This is a genomic window from Mycobacterium gordonae (assembly GCF_002101675.1).
Classification (GTDB): domain Bacteria; phylum Actinomycetota; class Actinomycetes; order Mycobacteriales; family Mycobacteriaceae; genus Mycobacterium; species Mycobacterium gordonae.
Genome location: NZ_LQOY01000087.1, coordinates 1 through 16,085, shown reverse-complemented (window position 1 = coordinate 16,085; position 16,085 = coordinate 1). Strand labels below are relative to the sequence as shown.

Genomic DNA, 16,085 nt, shown 5'->3' with positions numbered 1-16,085 from the left:
GCAAGAACACGTCCTTCAGCCTCGACGAGCACTAGAGTGCGTTCATCGAGGACGAGGTCGCTTCGGCTCGCTACCGCTCGGCCGGGGACGTTGGCCGGGCAGCTCTGCCATTGCTCGAAGACCGCGAAACCCAGCTGCGCGAGGCCTTGGTCCTGGGCGAGCACAGCGGGACCTCGACACCGTTCGACTTCGACGCCTTCCTCGCCCGCAAGCGCGCTGGCGAACCGGACGGCCGGTGAGTCCCTACCTCCTCTCACCAGCAGCTCAACTCGATCTCGAACAGATCTGGGACTGCACCTGCCGCCGCTGGGATGTCGACCAGGCCAACGGATATCTGCGCGAATTGCAGCGCGCTATCGAACTCGTCGCTGTGAACCCGAAGATCGGTCAGTCCTGCGAGGAGATCCGCCACTGCTACCGCAAGCTCGCCGCCGGATCACACATCCCTTACTTCAGGGTCATGCCCGAAGGCGTCGTCGATGTCGTGCGCGTACTGCACCAGCGCATAGACGTCGACCGCCGCCTCTAACGTTGAGCAATTGTCAAGAACCGTTGATGAGGGTTCTGTGAGGGGTGACCGCCGAAGTAGTGCGCCTGCAGCTATACCGCCTGCATCGAAATCCCGGCTCGTCGGACCCTCAGGGCTCCTGCACTACGGAGAATTAAATCTGTTTGCGAAGGTGTCGGCCGCCGGCTGTAGACGCGAGGCCCACCTGGCGGGCGGTACTTCGCGCTCAGCCGAATGGGCGGCTGGATTGAAAGTAGAGGTAGACGTGTCGGCGCTGTTCGATGTGAACGAACACTTCACACGCTGGGATGAGCAGATGAGTGCACTCGATGTCGCGTATGCGGCGCCGAAACCAGAGCCGTTGGTAGCTGGGTCGGGCCCTGGTCGGCCGGTCAGCCCTCAGTGGAAGGCCGAGATGCGCAGGCGCCGAGAATTGCTGCATCCGCTTGCACTCGAGATGGCGCAGGTCTATCGCCTTCGTCTGGACGACAGCGGGCGTCGGCGCGCTCAGGCACTGTTGGCTGAGCATCCGTTGGTCATGTGGCAGTTCGAAGGCGTAGTCTTCGATTTCTTCGAGCGTTTTATGCACACAATGGATCAAGCTGATCTCGCCGTCGCGCTTGCGCTCACTGCTATCTACGATGCCCGCGCTCAAAGCCGCGACTTCCACAGACTCATCTACCCGTACCGCATACAGATGAAGAAGCAGGGCCTCGACGCGGCGGCAATATTCGACGATGCTCTGTCACTTGCAACCCGACATGATGATCCCCGGTACGGGGCGTACGGGCTGTTTGTCGATCTCGGCCCACAGTGGGACCGTGAGCCAGAGCCGAGAGACTCACAGGTTCCGTGACGGTCCGGAAGCCTTAGCGATGCCGGAATTGCGTGGTGAGGGTGAGCAGGAAGGGTTGATGCAACCTAGGGGTGATGGTCCCGGGCAGCTACCCGCGCCCGCCGCATCATGCATGCGTTGCCGCGTTGTAATACCCGGGACGTAGGCCGATCTGCTCGGATCCCTTGCGGTACAGCGTGATCAATTTTCTCGTTGTCGGCGCGGACCTCTCGGTACACGGCCTGCCTTCGACGAAATGCATCAGCTCCTCGAACAGCCGGCGACCGATAGCTCGTTCCTGATGCGCCGGGTCCACACCGACGTTTGGCAGCCTCGTCGAAGAAATGCGCTGAGACCCGTGGGGCCCAAACACACGGTGCCGGCGTAACCAATCCGCCTGCCGGTGTGCGGGCGCCGCACATAGCTGTGGTCACTGGCCAGTGCGCGTTCGAACACTTCCGCTGACCACAAGCGGCGTCCCCCGATGGTGACCGGCAACGGTTGGCCGGTCAACAAAGGACCTTGGCCTCTGGCCGTCCCCGCGCACTCGTTCGACACTCGGGAGTCAGCAGCAATAGTCCGGCTCACTGATCAAAGGAGCAGGAAGGTATGACCGAAGCCGATCCCACCGTGGTCCGGCACCCCAGCGGAGCGCTGGTGTCCACGCTGCCGCAGGCCTTCCAACAGACGGCGGCCCTGAAGCCGGACTCGGTGGCCATCCGGACGGTCGGCGACGAGGTGATCATCACCTGGCGTCAGTACGCCGATCGAGTGCGGAACATCGCCGCCGGGCTTGCCGCCCTGGGGGTCGGGCACGGTGACACGGTCGGGATCATGCTGCGCAACCGCCCGGAGTTCCACCTGGTGGACACCGCCGCCATGCACTTGGGCGCGATCCCGTTCTCGATCTACAACACCTCGGCACCGGACCAAATCCGGTACCTATTCAGCAATGCCGAGAACAAGGTCGTGTTCACTCAGCAGGAGTTCCTGCCCGCGGTGGAGGCGGCCGGGGGCCAACTCGATCACGTGATCGTCGTCGACAGCGACCCCCGTGGCTTCAAGAGCCTCGAACAACTCGAATCTCTGGGAGCAGAAGCCGATTTCGATCTCAATAGGGCTTGGCGCGCGGTCCGGCCCGACGACGTCGCGACGCTCATCTACACCTCGGGCACCACCGGCCCACCCAAGGGTGTCGAGCTCACCCACGCCAACGTCATGGCCGAATTCTCGGCGATCGTCGACCTGGTCGGCCTGCAACCGACCGACCGGATCACCTCCTACCTGCCGCACGCGCACGTCGCCGACCGGGTCACCGGGCACTACGCCAACATGGTTCTGGGAGTGCAGGTTACCGATGTCGCGGATATCAAAGCGATCGCGCAGGCGCTGCAGGACGCTCGCCCCACGGTGTGGCTGGGCGTGCCCCGAGTGTGGCAGAAGATCAAAGCCGGAATTGAGACGAAACTCGAGACCGAGGCGACCGGAGTCAAGCGCCGACTAGCGTTGTGGGCCTTCGGCACCGGCGTCCGGGCAGCCCGCCTCACACTGGCCGGCAAGTCCTTGCCCGCGTCACTTGCCATCCGCCGCAGGATCGCCGATCGCCTCGTGCTGGCCAAGGTGCGTCATGCGCTCGGCATGGACCGGCTGCGGTGGGGAGTGACGGGTGCGGCCGCGATCCCGGCCGAAACGATCGAATTCTTCTGGGGCTTGGGCATTCCCGTGTACGAAGTGTGGGGGGAATCGGAGTGCGTGGGCGGTGCGACCTCCAACCGGCCGGGCATGAACAAAGTCGGGTCGGTCGGTGCGGCGCTGAGCGGCGTGGAGGTCTCGGTGGCCGAGGACGGCGAACTGCTCATCCGCGGGCCGATCGTGATGCGAGGCTACCGCCATCAGCCCGAGCAGACCGCGGAAGCTGTCGATGCCGACGGCTGGCTGCACACCGGTGACATCGGCACGATCGAAGCAGGTTTCGTGACGATCGTCGATCGCAAGAAGGAGTTGCTGGTCAACGAGTCCGGCAAGAATCTTTCGCCGACGAACATCGAGATGGCGATCCGTGCCGCCTCTCCGTTGATCGATCAGGTCGTGGCGTTCGGCGACGCACGGCCCTACGTGACGGCGCTCATCGTCCTCGATCCCGAGGCCGCGGCCGCACAGGCCGCCGCGCTCGGCATGGCCGACCAATCGCCGGCTGCCTTCGCCCAGCATCCCGAGGCGCGCGAAATGCTCACCGCCGCTGTCATCGAGGGCAATTCGAAGCTGTCGCGCGTCGAGCAGATCAAACGCTTCCTCATCCTGGGCACCTCGTGGGAGCCGGGCGGCGACGAACTCACCCCGACGATGAAGCTCAAACGCAAGCCGATCGCAGCGAAGTATGCCGCCGAGGTCGACAACCTGTACTCCGCGACGCCGGGCCCGGAGGTCATCAACCTCTCGAAGGCCGCCGAGGGACCATGAAGCGGCTGTCGAACCTCGATGCGACGTTCTGGTTCGCTGACACGCACGAGTGCCCCTTACATGTCGGGGGACTGATCATCTGCGACCCCTCCGATACGCCGAATTTCAGCTTCGATACCGTGAAAAGCCTTCTTGTAGAGCGCCTTCCGGAGTTGCCGGTGCTTCGCCACCGGGTGAAGGGCGCGCCTTTCGGTCTGGACAGACCGTGGCTCGTCGAGGACCCCGAACTGGATATCCACTATCACTTCCGCCAGATCGCGGTGCCCGCACCGGGAGGGCGCCGTGAGCTCGACGAGCTGGTCGGCCGCCTGATGTCCTACCCGCTCGACCGCGACCGGCCGCCGTGGGAGATGTGGTTCATCGAGGGGGTCGAGAAGGGGCGGGTCGCGACCTTGACCAAGGTGCACCACGCCCTGATCGACGGAGTGTCCGGCGCCGGGCTGACTGAGATCATGCTCGACGCAACGCCCGAGACGCGCCGGTCCAAAGTCGCAGCCGACGCAGCGTCTAGGTCCGGCATGCCCCGATTCGAGCGGCGCATGCTCGGCGCGATTGTCAACGTCGCGGTCAAGACGCCCTTCCGCGTGCTACGGGTTGCCCAGCAAACGCTTTCCCAACAGTGGGCGGTGCGCGGGCTGGCCAACAAACCTCCGCACTTCTTCGAGGCACCCACGACGCGCTTCAATACCGAGCTCACGCCCGAGCGGCGGGTCGCCACGTGCAGTCTGCCGCTGGATCGGCTCAGAGCGGTCAAACGAGCCCACGATGTGAAGCTCAACGACGTTGTCCTCGCGCTGGTTTCGGGGGCGATGCGCCGCTACCTCGAAGAACGCGGAGAGCTCCCCGAACGGCCCCTGGTGGCTCAGGTTCCGATCTCCACCCACCACGACAGCACCGACGTCGGCAACCAGATCACCTCAACGACAATCAGCTTGGCCACCGACGTCGCCGAGCCCGCCGAGCGGCTGAAGACCATCTACGCCAACTCCCAAGGCGCCAAGGAGATGACCAAAACTCTGACTGCTCATCAGAGTATGGGGCTTACCGACACGACACCGCCCGGTTTGGTCGGGCTGGCGATCCGCGCATACACCGCAAGCCATCTCGGCGGACACCTCGCTCCGATCAACCTGGTGATCTCCAACGTTCCCGGACCCGACCACCCGATCTATCTGGCCGGCGCCGTCGTCGAGCGGCTGGTGCCGGTAGGACCGCTGATGCTGGACGTGGGATTGAACATCAGCTGTTTCAGCTACCACCGACTGATCAATTTCGGTTTCGTCACAACACCGGAGATCGCCGACGACATCGACAAACTCGCCGACGCCATGGAGCCGGCCCTGCAGGAGCTGGAAGTGGCCGCAGGCCTGAAGGCACCCTGATCAAAGCAATGAGCCAAAGTGAGCAGGTGGTGCCGACCGTTGAGAGCAAAGGCCTGCGCGGCGGGGCACTCGGCCTGCTCTCCGGTGTGGTGGTCGGCTTGGCCTCCACGGCGCCGGCGTACAGCCTCGCGGCAACGTTGGGTCTGATCGTGGCCAGTGGCGGGGGGCAGCTCGCCGGCGTCAAAGCCCCGGGCGTGGTTCTCATCTCGTTCATCCCGATGTACTTGATCGCGGTGGCCTACCAGGAATTGAACAAGGCCGAACCGGACTGCGGCACCACGTTCGCGTGGGCTTCCCGGGCATTCGGGCCCGTCGTCGGATGGCTTGGCGGCTGGGCAATGATAGCCGCGGAAGTGATTGTGATGGCCAACCTGGTCGAGATCACCGGGGCATACTCGTTCAGGTTCGTCGGCGTCCTGGGCTGGCATTCGGTTGCGGACCTGGCCGACAACAGGTTCTCGTCGACGGTCGCGGGCGTCTGCTGGATCGTCGTCATGACCTACGTCTGCTACCGGGGCATCGAGGTCTCGGCCAGGGTGCTCTATGTTCTGCTGTCCATTCAAATCCTGATGCTGATGGTGTTTTCGGTGGTGGCGCTGGTCAGGGTGTATGCCCATAGTGCTCAGGCGAATTCACTGCATCCGTCGCTGTCCTGGTTCTGGCCGCACGGACTTGATGTCGGCACGAGTCTCGCCCCGGCAGTTCTCCTGGCCATCTTCATGTACTGGGGCTGGGACACCCCCGTGGCGTGCAACGAGGAGTCCGCCGACCCCGCCCGCACGCCGGGCCGCGCCGCCGTCATCTCGACGTTCCTGCTGCTGGCGACCTACGCGCTGGTGACCGTGTCGGCCGTCGCGTTCGCCGGTGTCGGGGCGACGGGCATCGGGTTGGGCAACCCGCACAACGCGAAAGACGTCTTCGCGTCCATCGGTCCGGAATTGTTTGGCAACAGCGTCCTCGGGAGCATCGCACTGCTATTGCTGTCGGCATCGATCCTGACGTCTGCCGCCGCCTCGACGCAGGCGACGATCTTGCAGACCGCGCGCACCACTTTGTCGATGGCGGCTTACCAGGCGCTGCCTCACGCGTTCGCGAAGATCCATCAGCGCTACCTCACGCCGACGACATCCACCATCGCAATCGGCGTGGTGTCCACCCCTTGCTACGTCCTGCTCACGCTCATCAGCGAGAACCTGCTGACCGCGCTGATCGGATCGGTCGGGTTGATGATCGCCTTCTATTACGGGCTCACCGGGTTTGCGTGTGCGTGGTACTACCGCAAGACCCTCTTTAGTTCGTTGCGGGACTTCGTGATCCGCGGCGTCGTCCCGCTGCTGGGCGGCTCGGCCTTGCTGGTCGTCTTCGGTTACGGGCTCGTCCAGTACGCGAGGCCAGGCTGGTTGACCGACGACGGTGGCCACGACGTCACGATCCTCGGGTTCGGTGCCGTCGCGGCGGTCGGTATCGGCGCGCTGGTGCTCGGAGTGATTTTGATGCTGGTCTGGTGGGCGGTGGCCCCCGGCTTCTTCCGCGGCCGCACCTTCAGCGACATGAAGTGTCAGCGCGAGCAGACGCAAACTCACCCATTTCGGCACGAAATTGGGTGAGTTTGCGTCTGCTCGCCACTACCGGTGACCGACACCGCGGACCAGCTGCCCGCCGAGCAGCACGACCGCGAACGCACCGCCGATAATTCCCGAAATAAGCAGTGGCAGTTGTCCGTTCGAACCCCACAGCAAGCCCGCCCACAAACCGGCTACCAGTATGCCCAGGCCGGTACCACCCTGGAACACGCCCTGCGCGCTGGCCTGATACTCCTGGCTGACGAGCCCCGAGATCCAGGCCTTCCCGACGCCGTCGGTGCACCCGGTGAACAGCCCGTACGCGCCGATCAGCAGCCATGCCGTCACGGTGTCGGTGGTCAGTCCCAGCCCGACATAGCCGATTGCGAAGAACGTCAGACCGAAACCGAATAGCGCGGGCCTGCCTACCCGGTCGGCCAGTGCTCCGGCCGGGTAGCTGGCCAGGGCATAGACCGCGTTGTAGCCGACGTAGGCCAGAATCACCTGCACCACCGAAAAGCCGATCTCGTTGAGCCGCAACAACAGCAGGGCGTCGGGGAAATTCACCACGCTGAAGCCGATGAGCACTGCGGTCACTCGCCAGTACCGCCGCGGCAACGTGCGCACACCGGCCCACATTGACTGCCGCTGTGCTCCCGGCACCGGCCGGCCGCGCTCGCGCACCAAGAACATGAGTGCCACGCTCAGGACGGCGGGCACGATCGCGACATACAGCAGGGGCTTGATCTGGTGGTCGAGCAGTTCGTAGCACGCCAGGCCCAACAGCGGGCCGACGACGGCGCCCAAGGTGTCCATCGTGCGGTGGAAACCAAATACCCGGCCGCGCGCAGCCTCATCCACCTGGTCGACCAGCAGCGCGTCCCGCGGCGCGCCGCGGATACCCTTGCCGAGCCGATCGACGACGCGGCCCGCGAGAACGCCCGGCCATGCCCCGGCCACCGCGATGATCACCTTGCCGAGCGCCGCCATTCCGTAACCGGTGGTGATCAGCGGACGTCGCGCAAACCTGTCGCCCAGCGGGCCGGCCGCGAGTTTAGTCAGTGAGGCCGCACCCTCGGCCACGCCCTCGACGGCTCCCACCACCGACGGGGGAGCACCCAGCACGGCCGTTAGGTAGATCGGCAGCAGCGGATACAGCAGCTCACTGGCGCTGTCCTGCAGGAAGGACACCGCCGAGAGGACCCGCACATTGCGGGTGAGCCAACGCGGCCCGGAGCGTGTCTGTCGCATCACTTCTTCCCGATCCACGGAGGTCAGCGTAGGCAACGACGCAGACGTGGTTGGCAGCACCAGTTGCGTGCAGAGCCGTGGCGGCGGCTCACCCCGTCGTCTGCGCGGCCACGAATTCGATGACTGCTGCCGCGACCTCCCGGTGCGCCGTCTCGTTGAGGATGTCGTGGCGCCCACCGGGAAATGCTCTGAGCTGCAGGGGTTCGATCTGTTCGGCGCAGGCACGTACCGGTTCGATGGGTGCAACCGGGTCGTCCTCGCCGTGCAGGGCCAGCGTCGGCACCGCCAGGCTGGCCAGCTCAGATCCGAAGCGGCTCCAAGCCTTCCCGAGTTCGCTGAACAATGCCGAGCCGCTAGCTCCGACGAAGGCCAGCGGGTCGTGCTGTAGCGAGTCGAGGTAGAACGGATCGGCCGACAGCCACGTCGGGTCGAGGTCGAATGAATCTGCTGTATCGGCCAATTCGGACATCGGTGCGATGGGCACCCCAGAGACGATGCCGGCCCGGTAGCGCCCGGACGCATCCAGCAGGCGCCACAAGGTCACCACGGAACCGAACGAATGCCCCTGTGCGAACAACGGCAAATCGGGCCGATGGCGTGCGGCGAGATCGGTGATGGAGTCCGCTAAGTCGCAGGAGGCTTCGATCGAAACGATGTCGCCGCGTTCCCCGCCGGTGAGCCCGTGCCCGAACTGGTCGACGGCCCACAGGTCGATGCCGGCGGCATTGAGCGCGAAGGCGTACCGGTGATAGAGCCCGGTGTGCTCACCGAAGCCGTGCAGGAAGATGACGGCGGCGCGGGGATCTGTCGACGGCCAGTGTCGGTAGTAGGCCTGGCCTCGGTCATGGTCGAGCATGGGCATGACCGTGAGGTTAGCCCCTGATCACGACGATGCGGGGATTGCGTCGCGATAGTGTGAACGGCAGTCGATTGCACAGTGCGAAAGATGTTGGCCGGTACCGTTCTCCCGCCTCCACATCTTCTGTCGAGAAGATGTGGTGAACGGAGCTGCAGGCGACTCCGACCACTGCGTTGGTGACCACGCGCCGAGACCATGGGTAGTTGTCACCGCCGCGTTCAATCATGGAATGGCGGTAACTGAGTCGACGCGGCTGCGCGGCACAATTCACCAGCGGCGCCGAGCGATGCGTCTATCACGCGCTGACCGACCAACTGCAGCCCGACGATCTGTGTCGGCGACGACGAGGTCGATTTGCTCCTCGATGAAGGCTGGCGCCCAGAAGACGTGGCACTGTTGACCACCGGCAGCCGACACCCCGAGCAGAAGGAGCGACAAGCCGCGGGTAACGCCGCCTACTGGGCTGTCCCGAGCTCGGGATCAACTAGCGGATTGTGGGATTCCGGACTTCATTCGGGACATCGGTGGCCCGGATCTCGCTCGCCGGCTGCATCTTCCGGCGGAACAGATTGGCGCGCCGCCGCAGGACCTCATGCTGCGAACGAGACTCCGGGACACAAACGTGCGACTTCCTTGTGTTGCATCGCAGCTCCTTCAGTCGAGCGATCGTCGCGTCGTAATCGAGTCCCTGCTCGATAAGCCAGCATCCCACGACCGTCGAGGTGCGACCACGCCCTCCCCAGCAGTGGAGGTAAACGGTTCTGCCCGAGTTCAATTCGCTGCGAAGGCGGGCCAGGATGTCGTCATAGCCGGCATCGTCGATGACGTGGTTGTCGGGGATGGGGTAGCGATGGAAGATCTCTTCGTGCGGCCACGTCATGCCTGCTCCTTCCGGTCCCATTCCGTGATAATCGCGCGAACAGAAGAATTCGGCTGACCGTGGCTCACGATCCGGACATCGAGACCGGCGTGCTCGACTATCCGCAACGCCCGCATCATGGCGCCATCGATCCAAGCGTCGTCGTTCCCGAACGCTCCGCCACCGAGTCGCGTCAGTAACACGATGTTTGATCCACCGGTTGAGGCTTGCTGCGATGCCGCCAACAACGTTGCCTCGTAGGCGCTTTCGAGCACCAAGCGCGCGAACGCTTCCCAGTCACCGTTGGAGCGGTAGTAGGCGACTGGCAGTGCAGAGCAGTACGCCTGAGAGACGACCTGGTCCTTCGTCTTCACATCGGTGACTTCGACCCCGCGGTGGAGTCCAATGGCGAGGGTTCCACGCAGGGCGTCACGTTGCTCGGCGGTGGCACCGTCGAGCAGCTTGGTGATTGCGCGCAGTCCGGCCCCGGTGCACGCCGCGTAGCCGTTGTGCATCGTCCACAACTCCGACACCGGGACGCCGAGCGCAGCCGAAAGCGCAGAACCCATGTGCGCCAGTGCATCCAATTGACGCGTCGCGGTTTGACCGGCCTGGCCGCCGACAGCGACGAGGTAGTTGCGGTAGATCGTTGCGGCGCCGGCGGCCATCGCGCAGGCTGGACCTTGAGTTCCGTCGTCGGCGTAGCGGGTTACCCCCTCCTCGGGGGTTACCGAGGGGTGCATCATTTCCAGCAGGTTGAACTGCGATGCCACCTGAAACAGCGCCCCACGCAACGTGGGATCAGCATGCAGCCTGCGGACGTCGCCAACCATTGGCCTGACGGTGGTCCGGGTTCCCGACGAATTGGGTGTGCTGGTTCGCAGTTCGGCGAGCGTTGGAAGTGACAGCTGCCCGATGCCGTAACTCTTGCCGTTGACGGTGGACGTGAGGGTGTCTCCGTTGACGACCAGTCGGCGTTGGGTGGTGGCGTAGTCGGACTCGGTGAACCCCATCAGTTGCTCAAACCAGTTCAAAGTCATAAATCAAAGCTGTCTATGACGCACGGACCAATTCGTGTCGCGGGTTGAGCACACTGGTGTGCACATCGCGCCCCCGCCAGCGCAACAAAGATACGGAGGCGTCGTCGTGCGCGCCGACGAGGACGCTTCCGGCACCGGCTGGCGCGGTGCGGTGCAACTTGACATTCGGGGCACCGGCGATGAAGCGCCGAGCCCGCCGCGACGGGGTGACCTCAGCACGGCGCCCGACCGCGTCCATCGCGGCCGCCTCGACGATCGACTGAAACTGCTCGGCCAGCGTCAGCGGAGAGTCGAACAGTTCAGCGGACACCGGGTAGCCGCCGATGGCAATCACCACCCCGATCTGTCCCGGAAACGGCCGCAGTCCCTGGACGAGTGGGCTTACCCGCTGGGCGGCACGATTGGCGTGCTCGATGAACGATGACGTGGCATTGCGTCCATAGTGGGCGTCGTACTCGGAGACCCGATTCCAGACTTCCCGCTGCCGATCGCCGCCCGCGCGCAAGCCGGCTTGCACCCGGGTCGTGGCCCGGCGGCATGAGTCCCCATGCTGCGGCCGGCCATTCCAGCGTCCGACCTCCACGCAGACGACGCTGACGGCAAGTTCTTCGTTGGGTGGGATGACTAGCGACTCGGCAACCATTCGGTCCTGCCATCCGCCTTCGAGCAGCTGCCCCTTGAGGAGCAGCAGGGGCAGGTCGGCGGTATTGGCCAGCATCAAGGTCGCGACTTGCGGCTCGGCCTTCTCCATCACCCGTGCGGCCGAGAGGGCGGTGCTGTAATCACGTTCCGCGTCGACCTCTCCCCAGACCGGGAACACCCCCAGCGCGCCGCGTGTGGTGCCCCGTCCTACGTGAACGTGTTCCATGATGCCTCCCGAGTTATCGCATAACTGAGATTACCCAGGGTTATCGCATAGGTCAAATAACCAGTTATCGCATGAGTCGAATATGCTGTGCCGGTGATGACGAGTCGCGTGCTCACCGTCGTGGTCCGCGCTTGCCTTCACCACGGACCGCCGCAGCGTGAGAACAGGAGGATGGGCCAACGGTCCGCATCGCGGAGCCGCGACCTTGATTGCTATGGCTGAGTTCGATAAATTTCGCGGTCCCAACGTCGCCGTCGATATTGCGGTGCTCACTCTCGATCAGGGCCACTTGGTCGTGCTGGTTCAGGACCGCGTCGAGGCACCGCGCGGCAAGGTCTTGCCGGGCCGTTTTCTGCGCAAGGGGGAGACGGTTGGCGACGGCCTCCGTGCTGCACTGATGAAGGTCGGTCTCGATATCGGGCCGATTGACGCAGGCATGGACGGCGGCGCCAGAGCGTCCTCCGCCGCTGGTAGGCCGAGAGCGCACCTGATCGGGGTGTTCGACAAACCAGGGCGCGACCAACGCAGCACTTGGTCAATGTCGCTCGCACATTATTTGGTTCAGCCACGGGATCGGTTGCGCGAGGTGGACGGCGAATTCGTACCGATCAGACCTGATGGTTCGATAAAACCCAAGTTGCTCTTCGACCATGACGCCATCGTGAAGAAGGCCGCAAGGGAACTCCGCGCACAATACGAATTGACCCCAGATCCCGAAAACCTCAGTGGCTCAGACGAGCTCACCCTTCCACAACTCCAACAAATCCATCAATGGGTCCTCGGCGAGGAGGTGCGGACCGACACCTTCCGCCGGCGCATGGAAACGTTGCTCGCAGAGGTCCCCGACCCGAATGACCCAAGGGGAACTCGCCAGAAGACACGACCCAGCGGAGACAGAGGCGGGCCTCCCACGCGCGTCTGGAAAAAGATTTCCGCCACGGGTGGAACGCCTCGAGAGTCACATCGACTTCTACAGTTGCCGCGAAGAACCTGATGCGAGGCATCTGCCTCGCAACACATTATCGGTCGAAGCCAAGCCTACGGCGTCCAGAACCCATTCATCGGCTTCGCGTACATGTCGTTAAATGTCAACGTAGTGAACGGAACTCCCGCCGTGGGACTCAATGCATACTCAATCGTCGACATCACGCTGTACTGGTCGTAGTACTCGTGGGTCACGAACTGCCCGGACAGCATCCCGCCCGATGTGACGGCGTACTGGTTGGGGATGACGATCAGCGGAACGTGGTTGCCCTGGTTGCCAATTCCCAGCCCAAGATTGTTGTAGTCCTCATCCCAGGTGATGATGATCGCATTGCTCTCGTTTGCGTTCCATGTGTTGGAGCTTTGAATGAGGGAGACCTGCTGTTGGAGGAACTGGTCGCCGGCGGCGATGTTGTACTGATGCGACGTGAGCTGGCTGCCGGCGAAGTTGAGGATGCCAAGAGGCGATTCGACCGGGCCTTCCATGTCATTGGCGTTGTTGGCGACGATCCAGGAGAACCGTGGGGTGGTGCTCGAGTTCTGGAGATCGGTGGCCAACTGCGTCAGCGGGAGCAGGTGCTGCTGCTGGTAGGCGACGGTGTTGTTGTAGACGTAGCTGTACTGGGCGGCGGGTATCTGGAAGGTGCTGTATTCACCCGTGGACACCAATGCGCCGGGGTAAGGCATGCTCTGCGCGTAGTTGGCCCACGAAATACCGGCGCCATCCATCTCTTGCATCAGGCTGGGTGCGTTGATGGACGGCGGGTTGGGGTTGTAGGTGAGTCCGAAGTCCGAGCCGCCGAGGATCCGGAAGTAGTTGGGGGCGCTGGGGTGACTGTTGGCGTAGACGTTGTCCCCCGACCCGTAGGTAGCCAGCAAGCTGTTGATGTACGGCGCGTTGACGCTGCCGACAATGTCGGTGAAGCCGTGATTCTCCATCATGATCAGGAACACATGCTCGAGTTGGCCGACGTTGGAGGTCGGCACGGTCAGCGCTGCCGGGGTCAGGCCGGGAGCACCAACGGTGAACGACAAGTTGTCGGCGTAGGCGTTGTTGTAGTGGTTCGTGATGGGGTTGCTGTCGTTGAACGTGGCGGTGACGACCGCTTGGGTGGTGCCTACCGGGATCGTGCCGGAGACGGAGCGCGGCTGGAACCCTGTGATTCCCAGACGATCCAGCGCCGAGACCGAAGTCGTCGAGCCAGTACCCAACACGGCGCCGCTGGAGTTAAGGAAGGTGACTTGCAAAGAGGTCGAGGACGGGTCGATGAGCGCGCCGCCGAGCAGCCCGCTCAGCGTGTAGGGCGTGGTGCCGGTGTTGATCTTGGCCGATGCGCCGGAGAGGTCGACGGTTTGGCTGATGCTGGAGGTGGCCACGGGTCCGCCGCCGCCGAAGTTGGCGCCCGCACCGGGCGGCGAAGTCTGGGGGAAGCCCAGGAAACTCGGCAGGTCCGGGAACGGGAAGGAAACGCCCAACACATAGCTGACGCGCGGGGTGCCGTACTCGATGATGGTCGGGGTGCCGCTTACCGACCAACCCGGGTAGGTCACCGAGCTGGTGCCCGACGGTGACGGGGTGGCAATTTCGAAGCTCCCGTTGACCAACAGGTTCGGGCTCATCGGCAAGCCGGGAATTCCGTTGAGGCCCAATAGAATTCCACCGGAACCAATGGTGCCAGGGCCACCCAGCAAAGAAACCATCGTCGCATTGCCGGCGTTGCCGCCGTTGCCGCCGTTGCCGATCAGCCGGGCACTGCCACCAATCCCGCCGTTGCCGCTACCCAAATTGGGGGCCCCTTCGGCGCCGGTCCCACCGGGACCGCCGTCACCCAGCAGGGCTCCGCCGATTCCGCCGTGGCCGCCGGTCCCGCCGGTGCTCGAGGCGGAGAACCCGCCGGTTCCACCGGCTCCGCCGGAACCGAACAGGGTCGCGTTGCCGCCGAGGCCGCCCTGACCGCCCGGGGCTGACGCGGCGATAGGTGCTCCCGCGGCGCCGCCCGCGCCGCCGGAGCCGCCCGAGCCCCATAAGCCGGCGGTGCCTCCGCCTCCGCCGAGACCACCACTGCTGCCCATCACTGGCACCAGCACCGATCCACCGGCCCCGCCGGAGCCACCAGCACCGGCGAATTGTCCACCCGCGCCGCCACTTCCGCCGGATCCGCCGATGCCGCCCAAACTGGCGCCGCCGTCGCCGCCCGCCCCGCCGGCGCCGACCACCGAGCCGCCGATGGTGCCGGCTCCGCCGCCGAATAGCGAACCGGCGATGCCGGCCGCCCCACCCGCACCGCCCGCACCGCCGATGTGCCCGGCTCCGCCGACCCCTCCGGTGCCGCCGCCCGCGCCGACCAGCCCGCTCAGTGCCCCGCTGGCACCGCCGGACCCGCCGGCCCCGCCCAGGACATTGGGAGTCGCCAGATCGGCCATGGCGCCGGTGCCGCCGACCCCGCCGCCGCCGAAGATCCCACCGGTTCCACCGGCTCCGCCGCCGCCGCCGTTGCCGTCAGCGCCGACCGCGCCGGCCCCACCGGCCCCCGCGTTGCCGAAGAACAAGCCGCCGTTGCCGCCCTGGCCACCCGCGCGCCCGACACCGGTCGCGCCGACGCCGCCGGCCCCGCCGGTGCCGCCGCTGCCCAACAGCCCGGCGGCGCCACCGGGACCACCGGGGACGCCGTTGGCGCCGGAGCCGCCGGCCCCGCCGTCACCGAGCAGCCACCCGCCGGGGGCGCCCGCAGCTCCTGTGCCGGCGCCGCCCGGGGTGCCGTTGCCGATGAGCGGGCGTCCGGTCAGCGCCACGCTGGGTGCGTTGATGACGTTGAGCGCCGCCGCCGGCAGCAACATCCCGTTAGCGCCGCTCGCGCCGTTGCCCCCCACAGGAGTGCCGAGTCCACCTACGCCACCCGTCCCGCCGAGTCCGAGCAGCGTGGCCTTGCCCCCGGCGCCGCCGGCGCCACCGGCGTAGGTCGGCGCGCCTTGAGCGCCGGCCCCGCCGGCTCCGCCGCTGCCGAACAGCAGGGCACCCGCACCGCCGTTGCCGCCGGCCCCGCCGGCCCCGGCCGAGGCGAACCCACCGACCCCGCCGGTGCCACCGAAGCCGATCAGGCCCGAGTCGCCGCCGGCCCCGCCGTGGCCGCCGGTACCGGCGCCGAAGTTGCTGCCGCCTGCCCCACTGCGCCGCCCGAGCCCAGCAGCCAGCCGGCGTGCCCGCCGCTCCCGCCCGCCCCGCCGTCGCCGGTGAAGCTGCCGCCGCCGGTGCCGCCGGCACCGCCGTTGCCAAACAGCGGGCCGGCCGCACCACCGGCCCCACCGGTGCCGCCGCCGCCGGCGCCACCCAATCCGCCGGTCCCACCGCCGCCGCCTTCGCCGAACAGCAGGCCACCGGCACCTCCGGCCCCACCGGTACCCCCGGTGACGCCGACGCCGCCGGCCCCACCGACTCCGCCACCGGCGCCGACCAGGCCACTGAGCAGACCCCCGGAC

The 16,085-nt window shown here is 65.7% G+C and carries 12 protein-coding genes and 3 pseudogenes; 8 read left to right on the top strand and 7 right to left on the bottom strand.

Annotated elements, in window-relative coordinates; all coding sequences use genetic code 11:
* Positions 1-44: 44 nt before the first annotated feature.
* The 6 genes from AWC08_RS14815 to AWC08_RS14785 all read left to right on the top strand — a co-directional run bounded on the left by AWC08_RS14815 (position 45) and on the right by AWC08_RS14785 (position 6,792).
* Positions 45-239: a type II toxin-antitoxin system ParD family antitoxin gene (locus AWC08_RS14815; RefSeq protein ID WP_232007755.1), complete on the top strand. Its 195-nt coding sequence runs from the start codon at positions 45-47 to the stop codon at positions 237-239.
* Positions 236-529, top strand: a complete 294-nt coding sequence (locus AWC08_RS14810) for a type II toxin-antitoxin system RelE/ParE family toxin (RefSeq protein WP_069432888.1) — start codon at positions 236-238, stop codon at positions 527-529. The genes AWC08_RS14815 and AWC08_RS14810 overlap by 4 nt, the downstream gene beginning before the upstream one ends.
* A 244-nt stretch (positions 530-773) precedes the next feature.
* A complete protein-coding gene (locus tag AWC08_RS14805; protein ID WP_069432889.1) occupies positions 774-1,364 on the top strand; it encodes a hypothetical protein in 591 nt (196 codons plus the stop codon).
* A 588-nt stretch (positions 1,365-1,952) separates the two neighbouring features.
* Positions 1,953-3,803, top strand: a complete 1,851-nt coding sequence (locus tag AWC08_RS14795; protein ID WP_069432891.1) for an AMP-dependent synthetase/ligase — start codon at positions 1,953-1,955, stop codon at positions 3,801-3,803.
* A complete protein-coding gene (locus AWC08_RS14790; protein ID WP_069432892.1) occupies positions 3,800-5,185 on the top strand; it encodes a WS/DGAT/MGAT family O-acyltransferase in 1,386 nt (461 codons plus the stop codon). The genes AWC08_RS14795 and AWC08_RS14790 overlap by 4 nt, the downstream gene beginning before the upstream one ends.
* Before the next feature lie 8 nt (positions 5,186-5,193).
* Positions 5,194-6,792 (top strand): APC family permease, encoded by a 1,599-nt coding sequence (locus AWC08_RS14785; protein ID WP_083271027.1) that lies wholly within the window; start codon positions 5,194-5,196, stop codon positions 6,790-6,792.
* Positions 6,793-6,810: 18 nt separating this feature from the next.
* On the opposite strand, the gene AWC08_RS14780 is transcribed toward AWC08_RS14785, so the two are convergent.
* Positions 6,811-7,998, bottom strand: coding sequence for an MFS transporter (locus AWC08_RS14780; RefSeq protein WP_069432918.1), 1,188 nt, complete (start codon positions 7,996-7,998; stop codon positions 6,811-6,813).
* An 88-nt stretch (positions 7,999-8,086) separates the two neighbouring features.
* On the bottom strand, positions 8,087-8,860 hold the full coding sequence (locus AWC08_RS14775) for an alpha/beta fold hydrolase (protein WP_069432893.1): 774 nt from the start codon (positions 8,858-8,860) through the stop codon (positions 8,087-8,089).
* A 330-nt stretch (positions 8,861-9,190) separates the two neighbouring features.
* Between AWC08_RS14775 and AWC08_RS38265 the strand changes: the two are divergent.
* Positions 9,191-9,416: pseudogene (locus tag AWC08_RS38265) on the top strand (nuclease); the annotation flags it as partial.
* Here AWC08_RS38265 and AWC08_RS35335 read toward each other — a convergent pair.
* Genes AWC08_RS35335 through AWC08_RS14750 form a run of 3 tightly spaced genes read right to left on the bottom strand, consistent with a single transcriptional unit; the run spans position 9,342 to position 11,624 of the window.
* A complete protein-coding gene (locus AWC08_RS35335) occupies positions 9,342-9,737 on the bottom strand; it encodes a protein-tyrosine phosphatase family protein (protein ID WP_069432895.1) in 396 nt (131 codons plus the stop codon). The pseudogene AWC08_RS38265 and the gene AWC08_RS35335 overlap by 75 nt on opposite strands.
* The gene (locus AWC08_RS14755; protein WP_142283588.1) at positions 9,734-10,756 is read right to left on the bottom strand and encodes a hypothetical protein; all 1,023 of its coding nucleotides are present in this window, start codon (positions 10,754-10,756) and stop codon (positions 9,734-9,736) included. Before AWC08_RS14755 ends, AWC08_RS35335 begins: the two co-directional genes overlap by 4 nt.
* Positions 10,757-10,769: 13 nt before the next feature.
* Entirely contained in the window at positions 10,770-11,624 is an 855-nt protein-coding gene (locus AWC08_RS14750) for an ARPP-1 family domain-containing protein (protein ID WP_069432896.1), read from the bottom strand.
* 214 nt (positions 11,625-11,838) lie between these two features.
* On the opposite strand from AWC08_RS14750, the gene AWC08_RS14745 reads away from it, so the two are divergent.
* A complete protein-coding gene (locus tag AWC08_RS14745) occupies positions 11,839-12,618 on the top strand; it encodes an NUDIX hydrolase (protein ID WP_069432897.1) in 780 nt (259 codons plus the stop codon).
* Between the two features lie 44 nt (positions 12,619-12,662).
* On the opposite strand, the pseudogene AWC08_RS38260 reads toward AWC08_RS14745, so the two are convergent.
* Both AWC08_RS38260 and AWC08_RS38255 read right to left on the bottom strand, forming a co-directional pair.
* A pseudogene (locus AWC08_RS38260) lies at positions 12,663-13,493 on the bottom strand (alkaline phosphatase family protein); the annotation flags it as partial.
* A gap of 738 nt (positions 13,494-14,231) precedes the next feature.
* Positions 14,232-16,085: pseudogene (locus AWC08_RS38255) on the bottom strand (PGRS repeat-containing protein); the annotation flags it as partial.